The 26957-nt window shown below is 73.8% G+C and carries 25 protein-coding genes; 16 read left to right on the top strand and 9 right to left on the bottom strand.

The window, feature by feature from the left end; translation table 11 throughout:
• The first annotated feature begins 30 nt into the window (after positions 1 to 30).
• Positions 31 to 1407, top strand: a complete 1377-nt coding sequence (locus ACH4E8_RS28035; protein ID WP_398453225.1) for a transglycosylase family protein — start codon at positions 31 to 33, stop codon at positions 1405 to 1407.
• Here ACH4E8_RS28035 and ACH4E8_RS28030 read toward each other — a convergent pair.
• Positions 1309 to 2610, bottom strand: coding sequence for a DMT family transporter (locus ACH4E8_RS28030; RefSeq protein ID WP_398453222.1), 1302 nt, complete (start codon positions 2608 to 2610; stop codon positions 1309 to 1311). The two genes, ACH4E8_RS28035 and ACH4E8_RS28030, sit on opposite strands and share 99 nt — an antisense overlap.
• 232 nt (positions 2611 to 2842) lie before the next feature.
• On the opposite strand from ACH4E8_RS28030, the gene ACH4E8_RS28025 reads away from it, so the two are divergent.
• Both ACH4E8_RS28025 and ACH4E8_RS28020 read left to right on the top strand, forming a co-directional pair.
• Complete coding sequence (locus ACH4E8_RS28025; protein ID WP_398453219.1) at positions 2843 to 3538, top strand: IucA/IucC family C-terminal-domain containing protein; 696 nt, start codon at positions 2843 to 2845, stop codon at positions 3536 to 3538.
• 342 nt (positions 3539 to 3880) lie between these two features.
• A complete protein-coding gene (locus ACH4E8_RS28020) occupies positions 3881 to 4054 on the top strand; it encodes a hypothetical protein (RefSeq protein WP_398453217.1) in 174 nt (57 codons plus the stop codon).
• 45 nt (positions 4055 to 4099) lie between these two features.
• Here the strand turns inward: ACH4E8_RS28020 and ACH4E8_RS28015 are convergent, their stop codons facing one another.
• Together ACH4E8_RS28015 and ACH4E8_RS28010 are read right to left on the bottom strand one after the other, a co-directional pair.
• Positions 4100 to 5509 (bottom strand): lipase maturation factor family protein, encoded by a 1410-nt coding sequence (locus tag ACH4E8_RS28015; protein WP_398453214.1) that lies wholly within the window; start codon positions 5507 to 5509, stop codon positions 4100 to 4102.
• Positions 5493 to 6041, bottom strand: a complete 549-nt coding sequence (locus tag ACH4E8_RS28010; protein WP_398453467.1) for a DUF1990 family protein — start codon at positions 6039 to 6041, stop codon at positions 5493 to 5495. The genes ACH4E8_RS28015 and ACH4E8_RS28010 overlap by 17 nt, the downstream gene beginning before the upstream one ends.
• 250 nt (positions 6042 to 6291) lie before the next feature.
• Between ACH4E8_RS28010 and ACH4E8_RS28005 the strand changes: the two genes are divergently transcribed.
• The 4 genes from ACH4E8_RS28005 (at position 6292) to ACH4E8_RS27990 (ending at position 12285) form a co-directional block, all read left to right on the top strand.
• Positions 6292 to 7488 (top strand): DUF6777 domain-containing protein, encoded by a 1197-nt coding sequence (locus ACH4E8_RS28005; protein WP_398453212.1) that lies wholly within the window; start codon positions 6292 to 6294, stop codon positions 7486 to 7488.
• Between the two features lie 69 nt (positions 7489 to 7557).
• A complete protein-coding gene (locus ACH4E8_RS28000; RefSeq protein WP_398453210.1) occupies positions 7558 to 9624 on the top strand; it encodes a SpoIIE family protein phosphatase in 2067 nt (688 codons plus the stop codon).
• 180 nt (positions 9625 to 9804) lie between these two features.
• Positions 9805 to 11184, top strand: coding sequence for a wax ester/triacylglycerol synthase family O-acyltransferase (locus ACH4E8_RS27995; RefSeq protein WP_398453208.1), 1380 nt, complete (start codon positions 9805 to 9807; stop codon positions 11182 to 11184).
• Between the two features lie 240 nt (positions 11185 to 11424).
• Positions 11425 to 12285, top strand: coding sequence for an Fpg/Nei family DNA glycosylase (locus tag ACH4E8_RS27990; RefSeq protein WP_398453206.1), 861 nt, complete (start codon positions 11425 to 11427; stop codon positions 12283 to 12285).
• A 32-nt stretch (positions 12286 to 12317) separates the two neighbouring features.
• Here ACH4E8_RS27990 and ACH4E8_RS27985 read toward each other — a convergent pair whose 3' ends face one another.
• A complete protein-coding gene (locus tag ACH4E8_RS27985) occupies positions 12318 to 13025 on the bottom strand; it encodes a zf-HC2 domain-containing protein (protein ID WP_398453204.1) in 708 nt (235 codons plus the stop codon).
• A 412-nt stretch (positions 13026 to 13437) separates the two neighbouring features.
• Between ACH4E8_RS27985 and ACH4E8_RS27980 the strand changes: the two genes are divergently transcribed.
• The 5 genes from ACH4E8_RS27980 (at position 13438) to ACH4E8_RS27960 (ending at position 18263) form a co-directional block, all read left to right on the top strand.
• Positions 13438 to 14238, top strand: coding sequence for a LytR/AlgR family response regulator transcription factor (locus ACH4E8_RS27980; protein WP_398453202.1), 801 nt, complete (start codon positions 13438 to 13440; stop codon positions 14236 to 14238).
• Positions 14239 to 14398: 160 nt separating this feature from the next.
• Positions 14399 to 14677 carry a hypothetical protein gene (locus ACH4E8_RS27975; RefSeq protein WP_398453200.1) on the top strand — a complete coding sequence of 93 codons (279 nt, stop codon included), beginning with the start codon at positions 14399 to 14401 and terminating at the stop codon, positions 14675 to 14677.
• Between the two features lie 124 nt (positions 14678 to 14801).
• A complete protein-coding gene (locus tag ACH4E8_RS27970; RefSeq protein ID WP_398453197.1) occupies positions 14802 to 15182 on the top strand; it encodes a hypothetical protein in 381 nt (126 codons plus the stop codon).
• 88 nt (positions 15183 to 15270) lie between these two features.
• Positions 15271 to 17049, top strand: a complete 1779-nt coding sequence (locus tag ACH4E8_RS27965; protein WP_398453195.1) for a cation acetate symporter — start codon at positions 15271 to 15273, stop codon at positions 17047 to 17049.
• Complete coding sequence (locus ACH4E8_RS27960) at positions 17046 to 18263, top strand: sensor histidine kinase (RefSeq protein ID WP_398453192.1); 1218 nt, start codon at positions 17046 to 17048, stop codon at positions 18261 to 18263. Before ACH4E8_RS27965 ends, ACH4E8_RS27960 begins: the two co-directional genes overlap by 4 nt.
• Before the next feature lie 90 nt (positions 18264 to 18353).
• Here ACH4E8_RS27960 and ACH4E8_RS27955 read toward each other — a convergent pair whose 3' ends face one another.
• Together ACH4E8_RS27955 and ACH4E8_RS27950 are read right to left on the bottom strand one after the other, a co-directional pair.
• On the bottom strand, positions 18354 to 18875 hold the full coding sequence (locus ACH4E8_RS27955) for a hypothetical protein (protein ID WP_398453189.1): 522 nt from the start codon (positions 18873 to 18875) through the stop codon (positions 18354 to 18356).
• 246 nt (positions 18876 to 19121) lie between these two features.
• The gene (locus tag ACH4E8_RS27950; RefSeq protein ID WP_398453186.1) at positions 19122 to 19673 is read right to left on the bottom strand and encodes a sigma-70 family RNA polymerase sigma factor; all 552 of its coding nucleotides are present in this window, start codon (positions 19671 to 19673) and stop codon (positions 19122 to 19124) included.
• A 418-nt stretch (positions 19674 to 20091) separates the two neighbouring features.
• On the opposite strand from ACH4E8_RS27950, the gene ACH4E8_RS27945 reads away from it, so the two are divergent.
• Positions 20092 to 21324 (top strand): CapA family protein, encoded by a 1233-nt coding sequence (locus ACH4E8_RS27945; RefSeq protein ID WP_398453183.1) that lies wholly within the window; start codon positions 20092 to 20094, stop codon positions 21322 to 21324.
• 26 nt (positions 21325 to 21350) lie between these two features.
• Here the strand turns inward: ACH4E8_RS27945 and ACH4E8_RS27940 are convergent, their stop codons facing one another.
• Entirely contained in the window at positions 21351 to 21848 is a 498-nt protein-coding gene (locus tag ACH4E8_RS27940; protein WP_398453181.1) for a universal stress protein, read from the bottom strand.
• A gap of 193 nt (positions 21849 to 22041) precedes the next feature.
• Between ACH4E8_RS27940 and ACH4E8_RS27935 the strand changes: the two genes are divergently transcribed.
• Positions 22042 to 22893 (top strand): polysaccharide deacetylase family protein, encoded by an 852-nt coding sequence (locus ACH4E8_RS27935; RefSeq protein ID WP_398453178.1) that lies wholly within the window; start codon positions 22042 to 22044, stop codon positions 22891 to 22893.
• 369 nt (positions 22894 to 23262) lie between these two features.
• Here ACH4E8_RS27935 and ACH4E8_RS27930 read toward each other — a convergent pair whose 3' ends face one another.
• Positions 23263 to 23919, bottom strand: coding sequence for a class F sortase (locus ACH4E8_RS27930; RefSeq protein WP_398453175.1), 657 nt, complete (start codon positions 23917 to 23919; stop codon positions 23263 to 23265).
• A 369-nt stretch (positions 23920 to 24288) separates the two neighbouring features.
• Here ACH4E8_RS27930 and ACH4E8_RS27925 point away from each other — a divergent pair, with 369 nt between their 5' ends.
• Positions 24289 to 24939: a hypothetical protein gene (locus ACH4E8_RS27925; protein ID WP_398453172.1), complete on the top strand. Its 651-nt coding sequence runs from the start codon at positions 24289 to 24291 to the stop codon at positions 24937 to 24939.
• A 94-nt stretch (positions 24940 to 25033) separates the two neighbouring features.
• Here the strand turns inward: ACH4E8_RS27925 and ACH4E8_RS27920 are convergent, their stop codons facing one another.
• Complete coding sequence (locus tag ACH4E8_RS27920; protein ID WP_398453170.1) at positions 25034 to 25594, bottom strand: hypothetical protein; 561 nt, start codon at positions 25592 to 25594, stop codon at positions 25034 to 25036.
• A gap of 334 nt (positions 25595 to 25928) precedes the next feature.
• On the opposite strand from ACH4E8_RS27920, the gene ACH4E8_RS27915 reads away from it, so the two are divergent.
• Entirely contained in the window at positions 25929 to 26882 is a 954-nt protein-coding gene (locus ACH4E8_RS27915) for an SCO0930 family lipoprotein (protein ID WP_398453168.1), read from the top strand.
• The last annotated feature ends 75 nt before the right edge of the window (positions 26883 to 26957 follow it).

The following is a 26957-nucleotide window of genomic DNA, read 5'->3' as shown; positions in this document are numbered from 1 at the left end:
CGTTCTGCCTGTACGTAGGGGGAGACCTCCATGGCCGCAACCGGTCGGCACCGCCGGCAACAGCCGAGCCGCATCAACCGTGCCTCGCTCACCCTGACCGCCGGTGGAGCGGGAATGGCGCTGCCGCTGATCGGCGCGGGCACCGCCCAAGCGGCCTCGGTCGACGTCTGGGAGAAGGTCGCCGCCTGCGAGTCCACGAACAACTGGAAGATCAACACCGGTAACGGCTACTACGGCGGACTCCAGTTCACCCAGTCCACCTGGGACGCCTACGGCGGCCGGGAGTACGCGCCGCGCGCCGACCTGGCCAGCAAGGACCAGCAGATCGCGATAGCCGAGCGGGTCCTCAAGGGGCAGGGCCCAGGGGCCTGGCCGTCCTGCTCGGTGCGCTCCGGGCTGACGCGCGGGGGCGACGCGCCGGACATCGCGCCCGACGGCCGGCCGTCGACGCAGGGGGCCGCGGCGCAGGGCGAGCGCAAGGCGACGGCGTCCGGCGGCGGCCAGCGGACGGCCTCCCAGCAGGGGAGCCAGCTGCGGAAGCCGACGACGCCACCGAAGGCGACCCCGACGACCGTGCCCACCCAGCGCGAGGGCTACACGGTGGCCCGGGGGGACTCGCTGTCCCGGATCGCGGTGCAGAAGGACATACAGGGCGGTTGGCCGCGGCTGTACGAGATGAACCGGGCCACCGTCGGATCCGACCCGGACCTGATCATCCCCGGTCAGCGGTTGGTCATCCGGATGGCGGCCCCGAAGACCCAGGGGAAGGCGACGGCGCCCGGGCAGCAGGACCCCAAGCCCAAGGTCGCCCCGGCGACCAAGCCGGAGAGCAAGCCGCAGAAGAAGGTCGAGAAGAAGACCGAGAAGCCGAAGGCCGCGCCGAAGCCGGAGAAGGCCGAGAAGAAGGCGGAGAAGCCGAAGACCGCGCCGGTGCGCGCTGCCGAGCCCCGTACCGAGCCCGCCGCGTCCACCAACAGATCCGCCGATCGCCCCACCCAGCGGGCGGGCATGAGCGCTCCCGTGGACGCCGCCACCGGCACCCCCTACCGCAAGGCCGGCACCGCCTGGTCCAGCGGCTACCACACGGGCGTCGACTTCCCCGTCCCCACCGGCACCTCGGTGAAGTCCGTCGCGCCCGGCCGCGTCATCTCGGCCGGGTGGGCCGGGTCCTACGGCTACCAGGTCGTCATCCGGCACACCGACGGCAAGTACAGCCAGTACGCGCACCTGTCGGCGCTGACCGTGCGCTCGGGCCAGCAGGTGGCCAGCGGTCAGCGCATCGGCCGCTCGGGCTCCACCGGCAACAGCTCAGGGCCCCATCTTCACTTCGAAGTCCGCACGGGACCGGGATACGGGGCCGACGTCGACCCCGTGGCCTACCTCAGGTCGGGCGGCGTCTCGCTCTGAGCGCTGCGCCGCGGACGCGGCGAGGTCCGGGGCCGGCGCGGGTGCCGGGCGGCGCTCCACAGAGCTGCGGTTCTTCGGCCGCCCGCTGCGGCACGTGCGAAATCCGGACCTCCGCTGCTCCGCGATCCTCAGGCCGGCGGGGGTCACCGCGCGGGCGCCGGACGGGGCCCGGCCCTCGACGAGCGCCGCGCCGCTCACCTGCCGGTCGGCAGCGTCGGCACGGTCCGGGCGGTGCGCGTCCTGAGCGGTGCTCGCGCCGTCCACGGCCTCGCCGCCGTCCCCTGCCGCGTCCCGCTGCGCCGGCGCCGTCGGCGCGTCCGCAACCTCCGCGGCCCCTGCCTCCGCCTCGGGGCGGACCGCTTCGACGTCCTTGCCCGCAGCGCTCATCCGCTCGACGGTCAGCAGGACCAGACCGCCCGCCGCCATCGCGCCGAAGACCAGGGCCAGCAGCGTGCCGGCGTACCCGTAGCGGAACGTCTCCCCGAACATCGTCACGCCGACGGCCGCCGCGACCACCGGATTCACCACCGTCACCGTCGCCAGCGGCGCGGCGAGCCCAGCGCCCCGGTACGACGCCTGCGAGAGCAACAGCCCGCCGATCGCCAGCACCGCCACGACGAGCAGGCTGGCCCACTGGGCGAGCGGCGCCGACCACTCCCAGTCCACCGCCACCGTCTTGGTGAACACCGAGGCGATGCCGAACGCCACGCCCGCACAGGTCGCCAACAGCACGCTGCGCAGCACCGGCCGGTGGATGGTCTGCGCCACCAGGAAGACCAGCGCGACGACGCCGAAGGTCACCGCCGCGAGCACCCCCCGCTCACCCGACCCCAGCGACCCGGAGGCCGCGTTGCCGCTGAGCGACATCAGACCGGCGAGGCCGATCGTGGCGAGCAGCGCACCGCGCCACGCGGTCGCCCCGGCCCGCCGCCCCACGAGCATCGCGGCCATCGGCAGTGCGAACACGATCGTCAGCGCGCCCAGCGGCTGCACCACGCTCAGCGGCCCGTACGCCAGGGCGACGACGTGCAACAGCGCACCGGTGCCGTTCAAGGCGACGGCCCCCCACCACCCGGCGTGATGCAGCGGAGCGTAGGGCCGGGCGGCGGTGGATGCGGCGACCTGCTCCTGCACGATCGCCCCGGCCGCATAGGCGACCGCGGAGACCAGGGAGAGCAGCACCGCCAGCGCAAGGGGACTCATACTCTCTACGATCTCTCCAAAATGTCCTCCCGTCGTCGTCCTTGAGCAGGCACTTGGTCGTACTGCCGACGGAGTACGGCCATGGGACTCAGGAGGTACACCGGCCTCCGTCGCAGGTCAGCCCGGGTGGAGAAAGAACCGCGGCGACGCGGAACGGGACGCTCCGGGCGGCCTTGACGATCAATGAGACCTGTGAATGGATCTGATAATGACCAGGGGGGTGAGCTGCGGAATGCGTCCGGAGCAGCTGCACGAAGTGGCGACGGTGGGCGGCTTCTTCGCGCTCCGCACCGGCGAGCCGAACGACGGGACCGCACTCGCCGGCGTCTACGGCGGCAACGTGGCCCCGCTCACCCTGCGTGTGGACCTCGTGGCCACCCGGCTCGGCGCGCGGGAGCGGCGCGTCGCCGCCTCCATCGCCCACCTCGGGCTCGCCGCCCGGCTGTGGTCCCTCGCCCTCGGGTCGGCCGCCCTGCACGGCCTGGTCCCCGTGCTGGACCCCGAGCGGCTGTACTGGACCCCGGACCGCTCGTCCCCCGACGACCTCGTGCTCACGGAGGTGCACAGCCGGCCCGCCTCCGTCGCCGCGATCCGCGACGTCGTGCAGGTCGGTCATCTCCTACCGCTGTCGACGGCGCTGCGCCGGGACACTCGGATCTCCCCCCGGCTGCTGTGGGGCAACGCGGGCTCGGCGCTCGCCGGTGCCGTGCGCGAACTCGACGCCTGGGCGCGTGCTCAGCGGCGTCCGGAGGTCGTGGAGAGGGCCCGGACGTTGGCGGCCGGCCTCTTCGACCACCCCGACCTCGCCACCACCGTCCGCGGGCCCGCGATGCGGCGCACCAGTTGCTGTCTCTACTACCGCGCCGGCGGCGGGCTCTGCGGCGACTGCACCTTCGACGCGCCCCCGACGGCGGCGGCCCGCAGCTGACCCCGCGGCGCGGCTGACCCCGCGGCACGGCCGGCGCGGTCGGGGTCGGCGGGCGCGCCCGCCAAGTGGTGGGCCGGTGCGTCCTCGTGTGACAGTGGGGTCACGGGCTCATGAACGTCCGCTCTGATGCATGCGGCCTGAAATCATATGTTTACCGGCCCCATCGAGCAGACGCGCGCTCATGTGGTTACGCTGAGACGTACGGGCGCCACCAAGAGGATCCACGAAAGCCTCTTGGCCGTCCTGGGACAGGTCTGCAACCAGGCCGCGGTCCCGCCCGAAAGCCGGCGCCACCGCGACCGAATCGCCCTGTCCCAGTTACGCGACACAGAGGAGTGCGCGGTGACACCAGATCTGAAGCAGCAGGAGCAGCCCCCTCCGGAACGGACCCGGGAGCGGAGTGCGGGCTCCAAGGAACTCGGCAGCCTGGAGGTGTGGGCCCGCTCGGCGCCCATCCGGCTCGCCGGCTACGAGGACGACCTCGCCGAGCCGCACATCCTGCCCGGCATCGACTGAGCGAAGGCCGTGCCCCCCGCCCCCGCGGCAGGGGGCACGGCCTTGTCAGCGCCGTAGCCGGGTCGGCGGGAAGTACTCCCGCTCCTGGTCCCGGTGCCACCAGGCCCCCGTGGTCCGCAACTCCCGCCACGTCGTGTAGCGGTAGCGCCAGATCCTGGCCCGCACGTAGGTGGGGGGTGCGTCGGGGAAGGGGTTGTGCCGCAGCAGCCGCAGGGTGTCCCGGTCGCCGTCGAGCAGCCGCTCGACGAACGCGCCGAACCAGGAACCGGCGTACCCGGGGGAGAGCGCGGCGAACCACATCAGCCAGTCCAACCGCAGGTGGTACGGGGCGAACTGGCGCGGCATCCGGCGCGGATCGGTCGGCTTGCCCTTGAACCCGTACTCCTTCCACACCGTGCCAGGGTGGACCACTGGCTCGTCCGTGCCCTCCACCACGACCTCCCGCCGCACCCGGCCCACCGTGCCGAACGCGCCGTAGGAGTTGACCAGGTGGCAGGGGTCGTACGAGGTGTTCATGCGCTGCTCCCGGGAGAGCAGGTTGCGGGCCGGGCGGTAGCTGCGGACCAGTACCAGGGCGGTGACGGCGACGACCAGGGCGGCGTACCACAGCGGCGGCGCGGGCAGTTCGGGCGGCGCGGCGAGGAGGGAGCCGTCGACGGCGGAGAGCGCGAGGACGATCGTCAACCAGTTCAGCCAGGCGAAGTTGCCCGACAGCACCAGCCACAGTTGGGTGCAGATGATCAGGGCCGCCGCGACGGTGGCGATCGGCTGCGGCGCGAAGAGCGCGAACGGCACCACGAGTTGGGCCACGTGGTTGGCGGCCACCTCCACCCGGTGCAGCGGCCGCGGCAGTCGGTGGAAGAACCAACTCAGCGGATTCGGCATCGGCTGGGTCTCGTGGTGGTAGTACAGACAGGTCAGATCGCGCCAACAACGGTCGCCGCGCAGCTTGATCAGCCCGGCCCCGAACTCCACCCGGAACAGCACCCAGCGCAACAGGACGAGCACGAGGACCGGGGGAGCGGTCCGGTCGTTGCCGAGGAAGACCGCGAGGAACCCGGTCTCCAGGAGCAGGGACTCCCAGCCGAAGCCGTACCAGGTCTGTCCCACGTTGACGATCGACAGGTACAGCACCCACAGCGCCGCCCACCAGGCCATGGCGACCGCGAGCGGAAGACCGTCCGCGGCGCCGGCCACCAGGGCCGCCGCCCCCGCGGCGCCCGCCCAGGCGCAGCCGGCGAAGAACCGGTCGGAGTAGTGCAGGTGGAAGACGCTCGGCGCGTGCCGGAAGGGGACCCGGCGCAGCAGGGCGGGGACGGGCAGCATGCCCTTCTCGCCGATCAGCGCCCGGAACTGGAGGGCGGCGCTGAGGAACGCCACCACGTAGACGGCGGCCAGGGCCCGCTGGAAGACCAGCCGGCTCAGCCAGTAGGCGTCCTCACCGAACCACTCCATCACGTCCAGTATCGAACGCGGCGGGCGCAGTCGTCAGCCGCCGCACCGTGCGACCGAGCCGGCGGGCGTACGCACGTTGGAAGGGCGGCACCAGGGGGCCGGCGAGCCGGGTGTACCAGCGGGCCGGTCGGCTGAAGGCCAGCACGGTGAACCAGACCGATCCGTCGTCGCGGATGTCGACGACGAAGGACTCCTCGCCGCACTCGGGGTGGCCGGTGAGCGTGCCGTAACCGAAGCCGGTGCGTCGACGGTCGTGCACGGTCCAGACGACCTCGCAGGGCGCGGTGAGCCGGACCGGTCCGAGGCCGATCGTCACCGCGACCCGTACGCCCGGCTCGGCGCGCGGGGCCGGAGCGTGCAGCCGGACGCCGGAGTTGCGGTGCATCCGCCAGGTCATGACGGCGTCGGCGGCGCTGTCGTACGTCGTCCGGCCCCGGCCGATGCGGGTGGTGTGGTGCAGATGGTGGTAGCCGTCCGGCAGCGGCCCCAGCCGGGTGGCCCCGACCTGGGGGTAGCTCAGCGTGCGCCGAATGGGCGCGGGCCTGACGGACGGTGTGCGCCGACGGCCGCGCGACACTCGGGCGCGCAGCCGTACGACCAGGTTGACCAGCGCGGACGAGTCCACTGCCACCCCCGGGTGCGTTCGAGGTCCTCCCTCTGACGGCCGAGCCTAAGCGGCGACTTGAACGCGTTCAAGTCGCGGGTGGTGCGGTGTCCGGCACACCGTGGGGAGCAGGTCGAAGCCAGGTGGGCTACAGCGCGTGAAGAGGCGGGAGATGTTCGTGGGTCCCATTCGTCGTCGGTGGACCGCCCGTCGCCACCCGACGGGCCGCGAGCAGCGGGCCGCCGGCCGCCGGTGGTCGTCGGCCGCCGCGCTCCTCGCCGTCGGGTCCCTCGGGCTCCTCGTGTCCGGCTGCGGCGGGGACGGCGGGTCGACGCCGGAGAAGGACGAGGAGGTCTTCCTCCAGCCCGCGACGGAGCCCGGTCCCGATCCGTACACGGCGACGACGGCCCGCGCGCTGGCCGCACCGGTGCCCGAGCCCGTCGTGCCGGCGGCCATCGGCAGCGAGAGGCCCACCCGCGGCCAGACCCTGCGCGTCCTGTCCGGCGCCACTCCGGGCCTGTACGGCGGCACCGAAGCGGTCGGCAGTTGCGACGTGCAGCAGCAGATCACGCTGCTGCGGGCGGACGGCAAGAAGGCCCGTGCCTTCGCGGACGGCGCCGACGTCGCACAGCGGGACGTCCCCCGCTTCCTGCGGGACCTGACCCCCGTGGTGCTGCGCGCCGACACCCGGGTCACCAGCCGCGGCTTCAGGGACGGCAAGGCGACGGCCGCCCGGCAGACGGTGCTCCAGGCCGGCACCGCCGTGCTGGTGGACCGGCGCGGTGCACCACGGGTGCGCTGCGCATCCGGCACCCCGCTCGCCCCGCCGGTGGCGGTCAAGGGCGGGGTGATCCAGAAGGGCACCCCCTGGCACGGCTACCGACTGGACCGGGTCGTGGTCGTCAAGCCCACCACCCAGGACCTGGACAGCCTGGTGATCGTCGACGTCTCCCAGGACACCTGGATCGACCGGCGCACCGGCACGGACGGCGAGGACGACCGTCGCCCCGACGTGGTGCCGCCCGTCGCGCCCGACGACATCTACGCGTACCCCTCCGAGCCGAACCCGGAGCCGCAGGCCGAGGAGTCGGATCCGGGCGGTGCGCTGGTGCCGCCCGCCCCGGACGCCACCGGGGCGCGGCCCGATGACGCCGACGCCCTCGGCGACGCGGTGGACCCGCTCGACCCCTTCGACGCCCCGGACTCCGTCGGCTCGGGCAGCTCCACGGACGCCCTGGACCCCTTCGGCCTCGACCTGATCGACTCTGCGATCGACGGTCTGGACATCCCATCTGACGAGGGCGTCCTCTTCCAGGGCCCCGGTCGGGGCGGCCCCGGCGGGTCGACCGGCGCGGACGGGGTCGTCGCGGCCTGAGACCCCGGAAGGCCCCCGGCGCTCCCACAACCAGTCGAAGAATCCGACAAATGATGGCAGAGTGGCCGCATGGTTGATCGGGCAGCGGGGGCGCCGACGCTACCCGACGACTGGCCGGCCAGCCCGGACACGAGCCTCACCCTGAACCGGATGGGCAGCTTCGACTGGGACCTGGCGAGCGGTCTGATGCACCTGGACGGGCCCGCGCACCACGTGCTCGACCTGCCGCCGGAGGAGTACGACGGCCGGCGCACCAGCCTGATGGCCCGGATGCCGTCCGAAGACGCGGCGCGGCTCGACGCGCTGGTGACCCAGGCGCTGAAGAACGGCAGCGAGAACTACGGCGCCTACTTCCGCATCCGCCGTCGGGACGGCAGCCTGCGCTGGACCCACTCCCAGGGCTGCGTGCGCCGCGACGCCGAGGGCCGCCCGGTGCGCGTCATCGGCATCGTCCGGGACGCCACGGTCGAACTCGCGGACGCCACGGCGCGCTTCGCGGCCGACAACGAGCGACGCTGGCAGACCAGCGTGGTCGAGGCCACCACGGCGGCGCTGGCCCACGCCCGTACCGTCCAGGACGTCATCGACGTCCTCAAGGACGTCCACGGCCTGGAGATCTTCGGCGCGACCAGCCTGGTCATGGGCCTGCTGGAGCCCGGCGGCCGGATCCACCTGGTCGCCGAGGGGCCCGAGGAAGCCTTCGTGCCCGGCACCCGCTTCACCAGGGTGGACGAGCAGTACCCCATGAGCGAGGTCATCCGCACCCTGGCGCCCCGCTTCATCGAGGGGCCGCGGGACTTCTCCGGCTCCTACCCCGTCCTGTGGCCGCACATCGAGGACCTGGGCATCGAAGCCGCCGCCTATCTGCCGCTGATCGCCCAGGGCCGCCCCATCGGCGCCTTCGGCCTGCTCTACAACGACCGCAGCGGCTTCACCTCCGCCGAGCGCAACGTGCTCATCGCGCTCGGCAGCACCATCGCGCAGAGCGTGCAGCGGGCCGTGCTCTACGACCAGGAGCACGACCTCGCCGAAGGGCTCCAACAGGCGATGCTGCCGCGCCGCATCCCGGACGTGCCCGGTGCGCAGATCGCCGTCCGCTACCGGTCGGCGCGCATCGGCCGGGACATCGGCGGCGACTGGTACGACGTCATCCCGCTGCCGGGCGGCCGCGTCGGCGCCGTCATCGGGGACGTGCAGGGCCACGACACCGACGCGGCCGCGGTGATGGGACAGCTCCGCATCGTGCTGCGCGCCTACGCCGCCGAGGGCCACTCGCCCGCGACCGTGATGGCCCGCGCGTCGGCCTTCCTGCACGAACTGGACACCGACCGCTTCGCCACCTGCCTGTACGCGGAGGCTGACCTGTCCAGCGGAGTGGTCCAGGTGGTCCGCGCCGGGCACGTGGACCCGTTGCTGCGGGACACCGACGGCAGTTGCCGTCGCATCCCGGTGGACGGCGGGATGCCGCTCGGGCTGTCGGCGGAGTTCGGCCGTCTGGAGTACCCCGTCACGACCGTCGAACTGGACCCGGGGCAGGCCCTGCTGCTGTACACCGACGGGCTGGTGGAGCTCCCCGGCACCGACCTCGACGACGGCATGCAGCAGCTGACCGCACTGGTGCGCAACGGACCCCGCGACATCCAGGAACTCGCCGACCACCTGTGCGAGGTCGTCGACGAACGCGGCGGTGACGACGACGTCGCCCTCCTGTTGCTGCGCCGACGCGGCGCGTTGACCCCGCAGTCCGGCGGCCGGCTCCAGCAGTACGTCGGCCAGAACGACCCCGACGCGCTGCGCTCGGCCCGTCGGATGGTGCGCTCGGCGGTCGAGGCGTGGGGCGGCCGGGCGCGCGCCGACGAGATCGAGCTGGTCGCGGACGAGCTGACCACCAACGCCCTGCTGCACACCGACGGCGGAGCCAGCGTCACCGTGCGGGTCCTGTCCGGGCCGCAGCGCCGGCTGCGGGTGGAGGTGGAGGACCTCTCCAGCGCGCTGCCGCGGCGCCGGGACGCGGGGGAGTCCGGCGTGTCGGGCCGGGGCCTGCTGCTGGTGGACCGGCTGACGGACGCCTGGGGCGTGGACCCGCGCGGCAGCGGCAAGAGCGTCTGGTGCGAGTTCGCCGTACCGGACCGTTGACCCGTCCAGCCGCGGACGCGTGCGGTGTCGACGGCCGGACGTAACGGGTCCGTGACAGCGAGGCGTGTCCGGCAACTGTGTTAACTCTCGGTGAAACGATCGCACTTGAACGTCACTGCTCGGGAGATTTGGCTGTAGTGAGAGGAACCAGAGGACCGGAGGCACAGACGTGAGGACACCGTGAACAGCGAGCCCCTCGCCCCCCTCGACCTGGCGTTCTGGCGCATGGAGTCCGTCGGCCACCCGATGCACCTCGGCGCCCTCGCCCTCTTCGCCCCCGCCGACGACGCACCGCCCACCGACGACGACCTCCTCGAACTGCTCGCGCGCCGCACCAGCGCGATGCGACGGCTGCGCAGAAGGGTGCACGACGTCCTGCTGCCGCTGGGCGGGGCGGCCTGGTCCGTCGACAAGGACTTCGACGTCACCCGGCACCTGCACCGGATCCGGCTGCCCGCCGAGGACTTCACGGCCGGTGCCACCGCGCTCGCCGGCGGGCTGATGGAACGCCCCTTGGAGCGCGGCCTGCCGCCCTGGGAGATGTATCTGATCACCGGCGCCGCCGGCGGCGCCTTCGCCGTCCTCGTCAAGCTGCACCACGCGCTCGCGGACGGGATGCGCGCGGTGGCCATCGGCTCCGGCATCTTCGACGAGGTCGCGGACCCGCGGGGAGTGCGGGCGCGGGCCCGGGCGCGGCTGCGGAGCCCGGTGCAGCCGCCCGAACGGTCGTGGCTGCGCGACCCCGGCCGGCTGGTCGGCACCGCCCGCGACCGCATCGACGACCTGCACCTCGCCGTCGGCGTCGGGGCCTCCCTGGTCCGCGCCAGCCGGCTCGACCCGCGGGGGCTGCCCTGGCTGTCGGCCGCCGCCAGCGGCACCCGACGGCTCGGCACGGCCGCCCTCGACCTGGAGGAGGTGCGACTGGTGCGCAAGGCGGTCGGCGGCACCACCAACGACGTACTGCTCGCCGCGGTCGCCGGTGGACTGCGCCGCTGGCTCGTCGAGCGCGGCGAGAGCCCGCCCGCGGACGGGCCGCGCGCCCTGGTCCCCGTCTCCCGGCGACGGCCGGGCGCCCCGCTCGGCCCCGGCAACAAGCTCTCGGGGTACCTCCTCGACCTGCCCGTCGGGGAACCCGACCCCGGTCGTCGGCTCGCCGCCGTGCGCACCGCGATGGATCGCAACAAGGAGGCCGGGCCGCTGCGCGGCGCCGGGGCGCTCGCGGTCATCGCCGACCAACTGCCCCCGGTGGCACACCGCGTCGGCGCGCCGCTGGCGGGCGGCGCCGCGCGGATGCTCTTCGACCTGCTGGTGACCAGCGTGCCGCTGCCCCGTACGGAACTCTCCCTCGGCGGCTGCCCGCTGCACTCGCTCTACCCGATGGCGCCCCTGGCGCGCGGCCAGTCGCTGGCGGTGGCGCTCACCCAGTACGGCGGACAGGTCCACGTGGGGCTGGTGGTCGACGGCAAGGCCGTGCCCGACGTGGACCGGATCGCGGTGGGCGTACGGACCGAGTTGGCGGAGTTGGCCACGATCGACGGAGGCCATGAGACATCGGGGTGATGGCCGAGAAGCCCAGGATTCCGGCCGCCCCCCTTCGCCGACACCGCGCTCGACGCCCTCGGGCCCGGGCGGCTGGTGTCCGGCTCGGACCGGCCGGTGTGCCGGCCGCCGCCCGCACCCCGAACGAACACCTCAGCACAGCGGAACGGAACGAGATCTTCGCCCAGGCCGCGCAGCGCGTGTACCGGCTGCACACCCCGTGAAACTGCGGCTTCCCGCCCGCTGCGGCACCCTGGACGCATGCCGGAGCTGCCCGAAGTGGAATCCCTGAGAGAGTTCCTCGACACCCATCTGACGGGACAGGAGATCGCCCGCGTCCTGCCGCTGAACATCAGCGTCCTCAAGACCTACGACCCACCGCTGAGCGCCGTCGAGGGCGCCACCGTCACCGCAGTGCAGCGGCACGGCAAGTGGCTGGACATCACCGCGGGCGGACTGCACCTGGTGATCCACCTGGCCCGCGCGGGATGGCTGCGCTGGAGCGACGAGTTCCCGGCCGCGCCGCCGCGCCCGGGCAAGGGGCCGCTCGCCCTGCGCACCGTCCTCGCCTCCGGCGCCGGCTTCGACCTCACCGAGGCGGGCACCACGAAGAGGCTCGCCGTCCACCTCGTACGGGACGTGGCGCAGGTCCCCGGGGTCGCCCGGCTCGGCCCCGACCCGCTGGCCGCGGACTTCGACCGGGACGCCTTCGCGGCGCTGCTCGCCGACGAGCGCCGCCAGATCAAGGGCGCCCTGCGCGACCAGGGGCTGATCGCCGGCATCGGCAACGCGTACAGCGACGAGATCCTGCACGCGGCGAAGATGTCACCGTTCAAACCGGTGCAGAACCTCGACGAGGAAGAGGTCACCGCGCTGTACGAGGCCCTGCGCACCACCCTCGGCGAGGCGCTGGAGCGCTCGCGCGGAGTGGCGGCCGGGCGGCTGAAGGCCGAGAAGAAGAGCGGGCTGCGGGTGCACGGACGGACCGGGCAGCCGTGCCCGGTGTGCGGGGACACCATCCGCGAGGTGTCCTTCAGCGACTCGTCGCTCCAGTACTGCCCGACCTGCCAGACCGGCGGCAAGCCCCTCGCCGACCGCCGGATGTCCCGCCTGCTGAAGTAGCCGGTGCCCGCGCCCGTCCCGTACGTCCGCCGTCAGTGGTGCAAGGTCACCAGCAGACGTCCCGTGCCGTCGTCCCGGACCTCCCAGCGGTCGATCTCCCAGGACGGGACGTTCGTACCGCCCTGGACCTCCAGCGCGGGGCCGCCGCCCGGCGACCCCGTGCCGAACCCCTGCGGCGGCACCCGCCAGCTCAGCACGGGGTGCACGACGCCGTCGCGGCCCACCGCGACCAGCCGGCACGCCACCGGCCCGCGCAGTCCGGCGAGCCGTAACTCCACCTCCGTACCCCAGTCGCGGTCGCTCACCGCCGCCCACGCCATGACGCCGGTGCCGGCGTCGACGGCCGTGAGCCGCTCCCCGGCCGCGCTGCGCGGAGCCGCGGCCGGCTTCCCCGGCGGGCGGGCCGAGTACGTCCCCACGAGCACCGCGAACGCCAACGCGAGCACCGCCACCACGACCTTGCGCCGGCGCAGGCGGGCCCGCCGCCGCGCCCGCCTGACCTCCTCGACCAGTGGGCGCGGCAACGGCGGCGGCAGGGCGGTGTCGACGCCGGCCGGGCCGAGCGCCGCGAGCTCGCGCAGCGCCCCGGCCGTCGCGGCGAACCCGGACAGCTGGACCCGACAGCGCCCGCACCTCGCGAGATGGTCCTCGAAACGGTGGGCGTCCGCGGGTTCCAGGACGCCCAGCGCGTAGGCCGCCACGTCCTCGTGCCGCTGCGGGGTGATCACGACGTCTTCCATTCCTCTCAGGGCAGGGTGCACACGGAAACTCCGGCGTCGCACATCGCCGGGTGCGCCACCGCGTCCCGCCCCGCGTGGCATGGATGTATACGCACGGGAAACCGAAAGCGCTCAAGTCGACACGGAAGCCCCCCTACTTCCGCGATTCCTTCACCCGGCGCCGCCCGCACCGCCCCGCTCCCGGGCGACCGGGGCCGCGGAGTCCCGTGGGGCCCTCCTGCCTCGGCAGCGCGCGGTTCCGCCGTGCGACGGGCTGTCGTCGTTGCGTCTGCGGGCCGTCCGTGGCGTGGCGCGGACGGCCGGTGGCGACCCGACGCTCCCGCAGAATGACGGCGGTCATGTCCCGACGCAACGCACGACAGACGCTTCCGCGCCGTGGCCGGGCGGTGCCGCCCCGCCTACACTCCGCACCATGCTGCGCGCACTGGCCGTCGACGACGAGGAACCCGCCCTGGCGGAACTGCTCTACCTGCTGCGCTCCGATCCGCGGATCACCCGTGCCGAAGGAGCCACCGACGCCACCGACGCCCTGCGCCGCATCACCCGCGCCCTGGACGCCGGACCCGACGGCGACGACGGCATCGACGTCGTCTTCCTCGACATCCACATGGCCGGGCTCACCGGGCTGGACGTGGCCAAGCTGCTCGCCCGCTTCGCCCGCCCGCCGCTGATCGTGTTCGTCACCGCCCACGAGGGCTTCGCCGTCCAGGCGTTCGACCTGAAGGCGGTGGACTACGTCCTCAAGCCGGTGCGCCGGGAGCGGTTGGCGGAAGCCGTCCGACGGGTGCGGGACCAGGCCGTCACCGCCCGCGAACCGCGCACGGCCGACCTGCCGCAGGGCCCCGCCGCGGCACCCGCACCCGGCCCCGTCCAGAGCAGCGCCGGCCAGATCCCCGTCGAACTCGGCGGCGTCACCCGCTTCATCCCCATCGACTCCATCGCCCACGTCGAAGCCCAGGGCGACTACGCCCGGCTGCACACCGCCGAAGGCAGCCACTTGGTCCGCATCCCGCTGTCCACCCTGGAGGAGCGCTGGGCCTCGCGCGGCTTCGTCCGCATCCACCGCAGCCACCTCGTCGCGCTGGACCGGATCGACGAACTGCGCCTGGACGGCGGCGCGACCACCGTGCGGGTCGGCTCGGCCGAGTTGGCCGTCAGCCGCCGCCACGCCCGCCAACTCAGGGAGTTGCTGGTGCGCAGGGCCCACGGCTGACCCGCCACCAGGGGCAACCGTTCGCCGGCCGCCGTCGACCGTTCGTCGTCCGGAACACCCGCCCGGCGATCCGCCGCCCCCTCCCACCGAGCGAAGGCGCCCGGAGAACCGCCGCGCGCCCCGACCCCGCCTAGCCTTGATCGCAGAGCGAAGGGGTCTGATGTCCGACATCGAAGCACTGCTGAAGGAGTTGCGGGGCCTGCCGGACGCCCCGGCCGTCAGCGCCCAAGAGGTCCACGCCCTGCTCACCGCCGTCAAGAGCGCGGCCGGGCGCTGGGCCGACGTGCTGTACGGGGTCCAGGAATCGGCCCGCGGATACGTCGGTCCGCGCGCCGAGGCCGCGCTCGAAGTCGCCTTCCGCAGGGCCGAGGAGTCCTACGTCGAGTTGGAGATCGCGCTGCGGGACCTGAACGAAACGGGCCCGTGCCAGCGCCGGTGAAGCCCGCCCGGCCCACCGCCCGCATCGACGTCTACCGTCGGTAATCCCTGCTGCGTAGACTCCGTGGCCCCACGACCGACCGAGCCCGTGGCGGCTCACCGACGACGCGAGAGAGCGGACGACGATGTCTGCAGAGCAGCGGCCCCGCCGCGAGGTGGTCACCGGAGTGCCCCGGGGCACCCGCCGCCCGCCCGGGCACGCGCCCGCCTGGTCCGAGATCACCGAACAGACCACCCTCGGCGCCACGTACGTCCGCTCCCTGGTGCGCAGCCAACTGCGCTCCGCGCTCTACGCCCTGGGCACCCTCGTCCTGCTCGTCGGCACCCTGCCGCTGCTCTTCGCGCTGCCGGCCGCCTTCGACGGCCACGCGCTGTCCCCGCAGCCCTTCGTGTGGGCCGCGCTCGGCGTCGCCGTGCACCCGGTGATGTGGCTGACCGCCCGCTGGTACGTGCGCCGGGCCGAGCGCAACGAACAGGACTTCACCCGGCTCGTGGAGGGCCGCTGACCGTGACCGCGCGCCCGCCGGCCCCCGCCGACCCCGCCATACCCCGCGCGCTCCACGGGCCCCTGACCCACCGGCCGGACGGGGCCCGGTGAACCAGACGTACGCGGTGACGGCCGTGACCGTCGTCGTCCTCGCCACCCTCCTCATCGGCGGGCTGGGGCTGCGCATCTCCCGCACCACCTCGGACTTCTACGTCGCCTCCCGCACCGTCGGCCCGCGCCTGAACGCCGCCGCCATCAGCGGCGAGTACCTCTCCGCCGCGTCCTTCCTCGGCATCGCGGGCCTCGTCCTCCTCCAGGGCCCGGACATGCTCTGGTACCCGGTCGGCTACACCGCGGGTTACCTGGTGCTGCTGGTCCTGGTCGCCGCCCCGCTGCGGCGCTCCGGCGCGTACACCCTCTCCGACTTCGCCGAAGCCCGGCTGGAGTCCACCGCGGTGCGCCGGCTGGCCACGCTCTTCGTCGTCGGCATCGGCTGGCTCTACCTGCTGCCGCAACTCCAGGGCGCCGGACTCACGCTGGAGATCCTCACCGGCGCCCCCGGCTGGGTCGGCGGGGTGGTGGTCGCCGTCGTCGTCACCGGCGCCGTCGCGGCCGGCGGCATGCGGAGCATCACCTTCGTCCAGGCGTTCCAGTACTGGCTGAAACTGACCGCGCTGCTCGTGCCCGCGCTGTTCCTGATCGGGGCGTGGGCATCGGCGGACGCGCCCCGTGCCCGCTTCGACGCCCCCGCCGTGCTGCGCGAGCACACCACCGTCAAGGTCGCCGACACCGTACGGATCGAACTGGACGAGCCCCTGCTCCTCACGGTCGACGGCACCGTCGACGGCACCGCGTACGCCGATCGGAGCGTCACCCTGGACGAGGGCGCGCACAAGGTCGCCGCGGGGACGAGCCTGACCCTGCCCGCCGGCGCGGAGGTCCCCGAGCGGACCACCACCGGGTCCGACCCGGCGAGTTGGTCCCAACCCCTGTCCGGCGGCCGGGACGGCTACCACCTGTACGCCACCTACGGACTGATCCTCGCCACCTTCCTGGGCACCATGGGCCTGCCGCACGTCGCCGTCCGCTTCTACACCAGCCCCGACGGGCGCGCCGCCCGCCGCACCACCCTCGTCGTCCTCGGACTCATCGGCGCCTTCTACCTCCTGCCGCCCGTGTACGGCGCGCTCGGCCGGATCTACGCGCCCGAACTCGCCCTCACCGGGCAGGCGGACGCCGCCGTGCTCGTCCTGCCGGAACGGGTCGTCGGCGGGGTCGCCGGGGACCTGCTCGGCGCGCTGCTCGCCGGCGGGGCCTTCGCCGCCTTCCTGTCCACCGCCTCCGGGCTGACGATGTCCGTCGCCGGGGTGATCTCGCAGGACGTGCTGCCCTCCCGGGGCGTGCGCTACTTCCGGCTCGCCACCGTGCTCGCGATGGCCGTGCCGCTGGCGGTGAGCGTGGTGGCCACCAACGTGCCCGTCGCCGACGCCGTCGGGCTGGCCTTCGCCGTCTCTGCGTCCTCGTTCTGCCCGCTGCTCGTCCTCGGCATCTGGTGGCGTCGGCTCACCCCGCCGGGCGCCGCGGCCGGCCTGGTGGTCGGCGGCGGCTCGGCGCTCACCGCCGTGATGGCCACCCGCGCCGGGCTCCCGCCCGAAGGCTGGGCCCACACCCTGATGGCGTGGCCCGCCGTCTGGTCCGTGCCGTTGGGCTTCCTCACCATGGTGCTGGTGTCGCTGGCCACCGCCCGCCACGTGCCCGCGAACACGACCGCGATCCTCGCCCGGCTGCACCTGCCGGAGGACCTGGCCGACGGCCGGTCCCAGCCGCACCCCGAAGCGCCGTACCGACCCGACGGCCCCGCCGGAGCAAAGGGAGACGAGCGATGACCGGTACGGGATTGGCGGCGCTGGCCGCCGCCGGGGCCGTCCTCCTGGTCGCGGGCGTCGCACTGGGCCGGCTGACCGCCCGCCGGCGCCCCACCGCCGACCTCGACCTCGGCACCCCCGTGGAACGTGCCACCTTCCACACCCTGCACACCGCCTCCCTCGCCGCGCCCCCGCTGCGGGCCGGACTCACCGAGGACACCGCGCGCAAGGCCGCCCGCCGACTGCGCTCCCTGCTCGGCACGGAGGCGCTGTGCCTGACCGACCGGGAGAAGGTGCTCGCCTGGGACGGACCGGGCGGCGACCACCACGAACAGCGGGTGATGGCCCGCGTCGGCGCGGTGCTGGACTCGGGCCGAAGCCAGAGCATCGAGACCCGCTGCGAGGACCTGGAGTGCCCGCTGCGGTGGGCCGTGATCGCCCCGCTCACCGGCGACCAGGGGGTGCTCGGTGCGCTGGTGGCGTACGGCTCCCGGGAGTCGGCCGTCCTGGTGCGGGCGGCGACCGAGGTGGCGCGCTGGGTGTCCGTACAGCTGGAACTGGCGGAGCTGGACCGCTCCCGCACCCGATTGATCGAGGCCGAGATCCGGGCCCTGCGCGCCCAGATCTCACCGCACTTCATTTTCAACTCGCTCGCGGCGATCGCCTCGTTCGTCCGGACCGACCCCGAGCGGGCCCGGGAACTGCTGCTGGAGTTCGCGGACTTCACCCGCTACTCCTTCCGACGGCACGGCGAGTTCACTACCCTCGCCGACGAACTGCGCTCCATCGAGCAGTACCTCGCCCTGGCCGGGGCGCGCTTCGGCCGCCGGTTGAAGGTCACCCTCCAAGTCGCACCGGAGGTGCTGCCGGTGGCGCTGCCCTTCCTCTGCCTCCAGCCGCTGGTGGAGAACGCGGTCAAGCACGGCCTGGAGGACTCCACGGGCGAGCGGCGGATCACGATCGCGGCGCAGGACGCCGGCGCGGAGGCGGTGGTGACCATCGAGGACGACGGCGTCGGCATGGACCCGGACGAACTGCGCCGCATCCTGGCGGGGGAGCGCACCGGGTCGTCCGGCATCGGGCTGTCCAACGTGGACGAGCGGCTGCGCCAGGTGTACGGGGACGACCACGGGCTGGTCATCGAGACCGGGGTCGGCGCCGGGATGAAGATCACGGTCCGGGTGCCCAAGTACCGGGCCGGGGTGCACTCGTCGCCCGGCCGCAGGGCGGTGTGACCGCACGCCGGCGGCACCGGGTCCGGCAGGCGGACCACCCGTGCGCGCGGGAGCGCGGGAAGCGCGTGCGGAGCGTGGGGGAGCGGTCGGTCAGAACAGGTGGATCGCCAGATGGCTGAGCGGCAGCCCGAGCTGCCAGGCCGGGGTCCACGACCGGGCGTCCTCGTCCACGGTCCGCCGTGGCGCGTCCGTGGCGGGCCGGGGCGGCTCCTCGCCGAGGTCGGTGGCGAACAGTTCGGTCTGCCGCAGCCAGCGCCAGGACTCCCGGGCCAGGGCGAGGTCGGGCCCCGCCGGCCGGCCTGCCTCGCGCGCGCGTTCCTCGCGGGCCGCCAACTGCTCGTCGACCCAGGCGGCCCAGGGGTGGTCGTACGAGGTGAGGTTCAGCCACTCCTCGATCCGCGCCACCGCCTGCACCCCGGCCACCTCGTCGGCGCCGTCGCAGAGGTACACCGTCAGCGCCAGCGTCTGGCGACCGGCGCGGTACTCCAGCGTGCCGGCGTCGACGAGGTCGCCGGTGCGCAACACCTCGTCCGCGATGTACTCGGCGCATAGCCACGCCATCGGGATCGCCAGCGCTTCTCCGCTGGTGCCGTTCGTACGTTCGGGCTGCACCCTTCCCACCTTCTTCCGGGCGTCCTTCTCTTGACTCGGAGACGAGCCTCCTCCGAGTAGCACGGCTGGGGGCGGGTCTTTACTCAACTTCACCGTGACGTTCCGCACTTTGGGCTCCCGGCCCGTGGCCCCGGGGAGAGGCGGTGCCAGCGGTGCGCAGGGTGCCCGCGGGCCGGAGCGGGAGGTGGGGAGGGGCGGGGCGCGAGCGCACGGCCGGAACCGGTGGCGCGGTGCCGGCCGCCAGGGTCAGGCCGCAGCGCGTCCGGAGCGCGCATAGCCGGGTAGACAGCGGCCGAGTGCGCGCAGCGCATAGTGCGTACGCGACTTGACCGTGCCCGGGGGGATCCCCAGGGACTCGGCGGCTTCGCTGACGCTGAGTCCCTGGAAGTAGAGCCGGTCGAGGACCGCGCGGTGGTCGTCGCTGAGGGTGCCGACGGCGGCGCGCACGTCGAGTTGCGCCACGGCGGTCTCGGTGGCGTCGCTGGGGTCCGGGGTGGTGGCGAGCACGCCGTCGCCGATCTCGGTGGGGCGGGCGAGCCGGGAGCGGCGGGCGTCGATCGCCAGCCGGCGCCCCACGGTGAACAGCCACGGGCGCATGGACTCGTAGGGGCCGTCGAACGCCTCGGGGTGCTGCCAGGCCCGTACCAGCGTCTCCTGGAGCAGGTCCTCGGCCCGCTGCTGGTCGCCGTAGGTCAGGCCCTGGAGGAAGCTGAGCAACGCCGGTCCGTGCTGGCGGTGCAGATCGACGATGGTCCCCTCGTCGGCGGTCGAGGAAGCGGTCACGGTCGCCGTCGTCATGGCCAACACCCTTTCGCGTGCTCGCTGTCGGTCGAGGTCGGTGGGGCGTCCGGTTCGCGGTCGGCCGCCGGGGGCGCACCGGGTCGTGGCGCGGGGGTGCGGTTCGGGGGTCCCCGAGGTCGTGCTTTCGGGGTTGTGGCGTATCCGAACCCATCCGCACGGCGAGGGACAGGAGGCCATGCGCCGCCGTCGGTGAGCGGTCGCTTGCCGCGGCGAGTGGTGCGGTGAACGGGCGGCCGGATCCGGACGGCCGGGGAAGCGGATCGATGAACGGCCGAAAACCGGATTGCGCAACTCCGATTGAGTGACCGGTCGGGCCGTGACGCTTGACTCCCGTTCGGGCGCCCTGTGCAGTCATATAGTCATATTGATTGGCTTTTGTCTGTTTCCTTCGCTCGTCGCACCGGGAGTCGGTCCCATGAGAGTCGGTCCAACGGGAGAGCGCACCACACCGCGCACACGACGTCGCACGGTCGCCATCGCCGCCCTCCTCCTGACCGCGGCCACCGCCGCGGCCTGCGGTGCGCCCGGCGAGGAGCGGGGCCGCGGGGCCGCCCCGGGCGCCGCCCGGTCATCCACCGGGAACGACGGCGCCGAGCGCACGCGCAGCTTCACACTCGCCGCCAGCGGCGACGTGCTGCCGCACGACTCCGTCATCGCCCGGGCCGCCGACGACTCCACGGACGCATCGAGCGGCGACCACGACTTCAGACCGATGCTCGCCGCCGTGCGTCCGGTGGTGTCCACCGCGGACCTGGCGATCTGCCACATGGAGACCGTGTACGGCGCGGACGGCGACTACCGCGGCTACCCCGCCTTCACCTCGCCGCCCGAAGTCGCCCGCGGCCTCGCCGCCACCGGCTACGACGCCTGCTCCACCGCCTCCAACCACTCCCTCGACGACGGAGCCGACGGCATCCGGCGCACCCTGGACGCCATGGACACCGCCGGGCTCGCCCACCACGGATCGGCCCGCACCGCGCAGGAGGCGGCCACCCCCGGGTGGCTGAAGGCCGGCGGAGCCAAGGTCGCCCACCTCGCCTACACGTACGGCACCAACGGCAACGAGTCCCCCGAAGGGCAGCCCTGGGCCGTGCAGCTGATCGACGAGGCGAAGATCGTCGCCGATGCCCGCGCGGCGCGGCGCGCCGGCGCGGACGTGGTCGTCCTCAGCCTGCACTGGGGCACCGAGTGGCAGACGGAACCGGACGAGCAGCAAATCGCCCTGGCCCGCAGCCTGACCGCGTCCACCACCGAGGGCCGTCCCGACGTCGACCTGATCCTCGGCACCCACGCCCACGTCCCCCAGGCGTACGAGAAGGTGAACGGCACCTGGGTGATCTACGGCATGGGGGACCAGATCGCCGGCCCCATGTTCGACTACACCGGCGCCCGCGACCACCGCGGCAACCAGGGCTCCATCGGCCGCTTCACCTTCGCCCCGCCCGCCCGGCCGGGGGAGCGGTGGGCCGTCACCAAGGCCGAGTACGTCCCCCAGTGGTACGACACCTCGGCCGGCCGGGTCGTCAACCTCCCGGCCGCCCTCGCCGAGGATCCGGAGCGCGAGGACCACCGGTCGATCCAGGACGCGATCAGCGAAGCCGTCCTCAGCAGGGGCGCGGACCGGGACGGCCTCGTCATCGCCCGCTGACCGACGGCTTCGTGCCGGACGGCGGATCAGGGCACCACCGTCACCGGCCAACGGCCCGCCTTCACCAGGCGTACCGCCACCGAACCGATGAACCGGTGTCCCGCTGACTCGGAGAGGCCGACGACCACGGCGTCCGCGGTCAACTCCTCCGCGGCCCGCGTCAGCCCGCCGTAGGGATCCCCGCGGAAGGTGTGGAACTCCCAGCGCACGTCCCAGATGCCCCGGAGGCGTTCCGTGGCCGCCCGGATCTCGGCGACCAGGCCCTCCGCGATCTCCTCGGTGACGTCCACGACCGGTGCCCCGAGCGCCGCGCCGGCCGCCGCCACCGGCTGCACGTACACGATGGCGAGCAGCGCGTTCTGCCGACGGGCCAGACCGCTGGCGTAGGCCGCCGCGCGCAAGGACGCGTCGGAGCCGTCGACGCCGGCGAGGATCACCTTCGGACCGTCGGTGCCGCGCTCGAAGCGGGAGGGGCTCCCCGGGGCGGGGGAGCGCGAGGGCTGCGGAGGCTCGGGCTCAGTCACACCGCCGAGGCTATGCCGTCGTACGGGAGGACGGCCCGGTGGCCCGGCCGTGGCGCGGGCGCGTTCGGAGCGGGACCCGAGCGGTCGATGAGGCGTTCCACCGAGCTTTGTTCGACTGCTCTCATCGGGTGCAATCCCGTGCGGTGGCGTGTTGGTGTGCGAACCGACCGCGCACTCGTGCGAGCAGTTGGTCATGAAGAAGGATCAGACGCCGGAGCGCCGCTCCGTGCTCCGCATCGCCGCGGGCCTCGGCGCGCTCGCCACGGCCGGCCTCCTCGTCACCGAAGGGACCGGGGAGCAGGCCGCGGCGCCCAAGGCGGGCCCGGTCGGGGCCGGGGCGCCCGCCGCGGGGGCCCCGGGCACGTCGGTGCACCGGGTCCGGGCCTCCGCCTACCGGCTCCAGCCGATGACCACCGTGCCGCAGCGGGCGCGCCGGACGCGGCCGCCGGTGCGTGAGCACCCGTTCCTCAGCCTGCCCGCCGAGGGCCGCAGCATGTTCCTGACCTTCGACGACGGGCCCGATCCGAACTACACCCCGGACATCTTGACCACGCTGCGCCGGTACGGCGTGCCCGCGATGTTCTTCGTCTGCGGCGAGATGGTCGCCCAACAGCGGGACCTGCTGCGGCAGATGTCCGAAGACGGGCACGTCATCGGCAACCACACCTGGTCGCACCCCTTGATGCCCTCGCTGTCGGCGGCGCGGATCCGGAGCGAGATGGGGCGCACCAGCGATGCCGTCGAGGGCGTGCTGGGGCATCCGCCGCTGTGGTACCGGGCGCCCTTCGGCGCCTGGAACCGGCTCTCGTTCCAGGTCGGCGCGGAGTTGGGCATGGAGCCCCTGGGGTGGACGGTGGACACCCTCGACTGGACCGAGCCGGGCGCGGGCACGATCGTGAGCCGGGTGCTGGACGGGGCGGGGCCGGGCGTCGTGGTGCTCTCGCACGACGCGGGCGGCGACCGCTCGCAGAGCGTGTCGGCGCTGCGGAACTACTTGCCCAAGCTCCTGGACGCCGGGTACCGCATCACGGTCCCCCAGCGCTGACCCTCCGTGTGCCCGGGCGTGCCCGGCGTGCCCCGGCGCGGCCTTGCGGTGCGGTTGCCTCGGCGGGTGCGGGGCGGGTGCGGTTGCCTCGGCGGGTGCGGGTGCGGGTGCGGGTGCGGGTGCGGGGCGGGTGCGCCTTGGCGCCGTCGTGGTGCGCGGTGATGGCGACCGCGGCCCGGTGGTGGGTTGATCGCGCAGTTCCCCGCGCCCCTAAAGACCCTGCCCTCAGCCAGCGGGCAAATGACGGGGGTAGCGAAAAAGGGAGCGAGGAACTGCGCGAACAACCCACCACCGGCCGCGGAGACCGATGCTCCCGCAGGGCAACGGCGGCTCCGTCCGGAGGCGTAGGGGGCGCGGCTTGCGGCCGCGTCAGCGGGAGGAGACCAGGCGGGCGAAGACCACCACGTTCGCGTCGTAGCCGCGCTCGCGCGAGTACGCGCCGCCGCAGGTGATCACGCGCAGTTCGGGGTAGCCGGTGTCCCCGTACACCTGCGAGCCGGGGAACTCCTCCTTGTCGTACACCTCCACGCCGTACACCTCGAACACCGCCGTGCTGCCGTCGAGCCGGGGCACCTCGATGCGCCGGCCGGTCTTCACCGAGCCGAGGCCGTAGAAGACAGCGGGGCCGGTGGCGTTGTCGACGTGGCCGACGATCACGGCGGTGCCGCGCTGGCCGGGGGCGATCCCGTTCTGGTACCAGCCGGCGATGTCGGGGTCCTCGGCGGGCGGGGCCTCGATCCAGCCGTCGGGGTCGAGGCCGACGTTCATGAGCGGGGCGTCGATGTCCAGCGAAGGGATCCGGATCCGGTCCGCGGGCGCGTGCTCCAGCGTCTCGACCGCGGTCACGGGGGTGAAGGTCTCCCCCTGCGAACGGCCGAGGGCTGCGGCGGCCGCGGGCTGCGGTGGGCCGAGGGCCATGTCGACGCCGTTCTTCATCAGCGCGATGCCGGTGAGCATCACCAGCGCCAACACTCCCCAGGGCGAGCGTCGCCGTCTCGACTCCGGGTCGTGGTACTCCGCGCCCATGGGCACTCCCCTTCATGTCCTTCGCCGCACTTCGGGCTTTTCTTATGACATGTCACTTTTATTGATTTTCAACGGCACGTTAGGGGAGGGCGGCGATCTTGGCGAGGAGGAAGGGGCGAACGGGTGGCGGCCGCCACTCGGGGTGACCCATCCGTGCCATCGGTCCGATAAAACTTCCGGATCGCCGTGACGGTTCGTGACCTGCGGCTCCGTGGATTCCATTGGGCGTGACGTGGGCGTGTCGGCTCACCGGGCCGGCCGAGCGCCGACATGCGGCGGATGGCGAGCCTGGTGAGGGTTCGTCATGGAAGGCGTACTCGTCGACTTACCCGGAGCGCCGCTCCGGGCGTCTTCCGATGGAGGTTCACGATGCGTGCTTCACGCGCTCTCGCCGTGGCCGCGGTCGCGTGCGCGACCATCGGGGTCGCGGCCCCGATGGCCGCGGCCGGCGGCGGCGACAACCAGGATCTGGGGCCGTTCAACATCTCCGTCCACCCGCGCGCCGTCCACGAGGGCGGCACCCTGACGATCTCCGTCAACGGCTGCAACCGCGGCGGGACGGTGACGTCGAACGCCTTTCCCACGGCCCGCCTGGAGAACCGCGACGGTCGGGAGAGCCGCGACGGCCGGGACGGTCGCGACAACAGGGAGGCCAGGGACAACCGCGACAACCGCGGCGGGGAGAACCGGGACGGCGGGGACAACAAGGGCGGGGACAACCGCGAGGCCCGGGACAACCGGGACGGTCGGGAACGCGGCGAGCTGGTCGCCTTCGCCCGGGTCCGCGACAACACGGCCCCCGGGGACTACAACCTCGCGGTCCGCTGCCACGGCAGCAACCGCGTCGAGACGGCCGAGTTCACCGTGCTCCGCGGGCGCGGAGCACACGGCGGCCTCGGCGGCACGGTGGCTCCCACCACCGCCGAAATGACCGTCGGCGGCGGGCTCGTGGCCGTCGCGCTGGGCGGCGGCGCCTTCGCCCTGACCCGTCGCCGCGGCGCCGCCGGCGGACGGGCCTGACCGCATCGAACCTCCCGGTCGACGCAACCGCCATCGCCCCGAGCGCCCGTACGGCGCTCGGGGCGAGTGACGTCCGGGGCCGGCCGTCGCGCGGTCAGTGTCCGTGCGGGCGGGCCCGTCGGCGTACGGCCCAACCGGTGCCCGCCGCCGCGACCAGCACCATTCCGGCGCCGATCGCGACCTCCTTCGGCCCCGCGCCGCCGATGCTGCCGCCCAGACCCCCGCGCACGCCCTGGGGCGTCGTCGCGGTGGCGCTCGGCGTCGCCGCGGGGGTGGCCGGGGCGACGGGCAGGGAGGTGGAGCTGGTGGTGGGGGTCGCGGTGGCCCCGGCGATCGTCAGGTTGACCGTTCCGCGCTGGGTGCCGCAAGTGAACTGCACCGCGTACTGGGCGCCCCGACGGGCGTCCGGGTCCACGGTGGCCGTGGCCGACGTGCCGGGCTGGATCGTCACGGTGTCGAAGAGCCCGGACGTGGCCGTGGCGGCGGACGCGCACCCGCTCGCGGACAGCGCGACGCGACCGCCGGGGGCGGCGGTCGACGGCGCGACGGTGAACCGCACTGCCGGGTCGCCCCCGCCGGCGACAGCGGCGGGAACGGGCAGGGCGAGCGCCGCCGCCCCCACGAGGGCGGCGGCTGCGACGGGTATCACGCGCATGGTCATTCCTCCGGGTCCCCGAGGAGCAGGCGCGGAACCTCTTGTCCACAGAAGGCGGGTGATGCCCCTCGATGTCCGAAACGCTAGGAGCCGGCCCCACCGGTCGCGATCGCTGCCGTGCGAACGGGTCATCGGTGTGGGCCGGGCGGGCGACGGCACCGGCGTGGCGCCGCCCGCGCCCGGGGGCGTCCGCTCGCACCGGCCGTGCTCCCGGTCGTGTCTCCGGGCCCCTCGGAAGGTCGTTTTGAACGGACGCCCGTGCCGGGGCCGTACCTAGGGCCACGAACGGCGCGGCCGGGCGCCGTCCGGAACCTGACGGACTTCGGGAGTGGACATGAACACCTGGCGGAACGCCTCGCTCGCGCTGACCGCGGCGGCCGTGTTGGTGCTGACGACGGCCTGCGGCGGGGCGGGCGGCGAGGACGACGGTCGGCCGGTCGGTGCGGCGAGCGCTGCGCCACCCGGCAGCGGCGGCAACGACGACCACGGGTCGGGCGGCGCGAAGGCTCGGGACGCCGCCGAGCCGGCCGGCCGGCTCGCCGTCCGAATCAGCCCGCAACTCGGCCGGTTCGTCACCGACGGCGCCGGGTTCACGCTGTACCGGTTCGACGAGGACAGCGCTGCCCCGCCCGCCTCGAAATGCGACGCCGACTGCGCGAAGGCGTGGCCCCCGGTGCCCGCGGGCGGGGCGACGGCGGCGCCGGGGACCGACGCCTCGCTCCTCGGCGCGGTCACCCGCCCCGACGGGACCGAGCAGCTCACCATCGGCGGCTGGCCGATGTACCGCCACGCCGAGGACGCCAAGGCGGGGGAGACCAAGGGACAGGGGGCGGGCGGCACCTGGTTCGCCGCGGCCCCGGACGGCAGGAAGGCCGCAGCCCTGCCCGTCAGCAGCGACGACGAGGGCGGCGCCCGCCCCGCCGGCGTACCGGGGCTGTCCACCCGCAAGGACCCCGAGCTCGGCGACGTCGTCGTCGACCAGGACGGCATGACGGTCTACCGCTTCACCAAGGACTCGGCCTGGCCCATGAAGTCGGCCTGCACCGGCGAGTGCCTTCAGAGATGGCCGGTCGTCGCCCCCGTCGACGAGCGCGACATCCGGGGGATCACCCGGAAGGGGTACGTCACCTTCGACCGCCCCGACGGCGTCAAGCAGCAGACCATCGACTGCTGGCCGCTTTACACATTCGCCGGCGACGCCAAGCCGGGGGACGTCTACGGACAGGGCGTGGGCGGGGCCTGGTTCGCCGTGACGCCGCAGGGAAAGCTGGCCAAGACGCCCCGGTAGCGGCCGTGCGGCCGGCCCGCCGCGCGCGCTCCGCCCGGCCGCGGGCCGGCCGCCGCCCCTTGCAGTGTGATGAAG

Source organism: Streptomyces sp. NPDC017979 (assembly GCF_044328175.1).
GTDB lineage: Bacteria > Actinomycetota > Actinomycetes > Streptomycetales > Streptomycetaceae > Streptomyces.
The sequence above is the reverse complement of the archived record's forward strand: the minus strand, read 5'-3'. Positions and strand labels throughout refer to the sequence as shown.

What these genes read in the sequence shown, in the direction of transcription:
- ACH4E8_RS28035 (WP_398453225.1), top strand. Translation starts at nt 31, where the DNA reads ATGGCCGCAACCGGTCGGCACCGCCGGCAACAGCCGAGCCGCATCAAC.
- ACH4E8_RS28030 (WP_398453222.1), bottom strand. Translation starts at nt 2,610, where the DNA reads ATGAGTCCCCTTGCGCTGGCGGTGCTGCTCTCCCTGGTCTCCGCGGTC.
- ACH4E8_RS28025 (WP_398453219.1), top strand. Translation starts at nt 2,843, where the DNA reads ATGCGTCCGGAGCAGCTGCACGAAGTGGCGACGGTGGGCGGCTTCTTC.
- ACH4E8_RS28015 (WP_398453214.1), bottom strand. Translation starts at nt 5,509, where the DNA reads ATGGAGTGGTTCGGTGAGGACGCCTACTGGCTGAGCCGGCTGGTCTTC.
- ACH4E8_RS28000 (WP_398453210.1), top strand. Translation starts at nt 7,558, where the DNA reads ATGGTTGATCGGGCAGCGGGGGCGCCGACGCTACCCGACGACTGGCCG.
- ACH4E8_RS27990 (WP_398453206.1), top strand. Translation starts at nt 11,425, where the DNA reads ATGCCGGAGCTGCCCGAAGTGGAATCCCTGAGAGAGTTCCTCGACACC.
- ACH4E8_RS27985 (WP_398453204.1), bottom strand. Translation starts at nt 13,025, where the DNA reads ATGGAAGACGTCGTGATCACCCCGCAGCGGCACGAGGACGTGGCGGCC.
- ACH4E8_RS27980 (WP_398453202.1), top strand. Translation starts at nt 13,438, where the DNA reads ATGCTGCGCGCACTGGCCGTCGACGACGAGGAACCCGCCCTGGCGGAA.
- ACH4E8_RS27975 (WP_398453200.1), top strand. Translation starts at nt 14,399, where the DNA reads ATGTCCGACATCGAAGCACTGCTGAAGGAGTTGCGGGGCCTGCCGGAC.
- ACH4E8_RS27970 (WP_398453197.1), top strand. Translation starts at nt 14,802, where the DNA reads ATGTCTGCAGAGCAGCGGCCCCGCCGCGAGGTGGTCACCGGAGTGCCC.
- ACH4E8_RS27960 (WP_398453192.1), top strand. Translation starts at nt 17,046, where the DNA reads ATGACCGGTACGGGATTGGCGGCGCTGGCCGCCGCCGGGGCCGTCCTC.
- ACH4E8_RS27950 (WP_398453186.1), bottom strand. Translation starts at nt 19,673, where the DNA reads ATGACGACGGCGACCGTGACCGCTTCCTCGACCGCCGACGAGGGGACC.
- ACH4E8_RS27945 (WP_398453183.1), top strand. Translation starts at nt 20,092, where the DNA reads ATGAGAGTCGGTCCAACGGGAGAGCGCACCACACCGCGCACACGACGT.
- ACH4E8_RS27935 (WP_398453178.1), top strand. Translation starts at nt 22,042, where the DNA reads ATGAAGAAGGATCAGACGCCGGAGCGCCGCTCCGTGCTCCGCATCGCC.
- ACH4E8_RS27930 (WP_398453175.1), bottom strand. Translation starts at nt 23,919, where the DNA reads ATGGGCGCGGAGTACCACGACCCGGAGTCGAGACGGCGACGCTCGCCC.
- ACH4E8_RS27925 (WP_398453172.1), top strand. Translation starts at nt 24,289, where the DNA reads ATGCGTGCTTCACGCGCTCTCGCCGTGGCCGCGGTCGCGTGCGCGACC.
- ACH4E8_RS27920 (WP_398453170.1), bottom strand. Translation starts at nt 25,594, where the DNA reads ATGCGCGTGATACCCGTCGCAGCCGCCGCCCTCGTGGGGGCGGCGGCG.
- ACH4E8_RS27915 (WP_398453168.1), top strand. Translation starts at nt 25,929, where the DNA reads ATGAACACCTGGCGGAACGCCTCGCTCGCGCTGACCGCGGCGGCCGTG.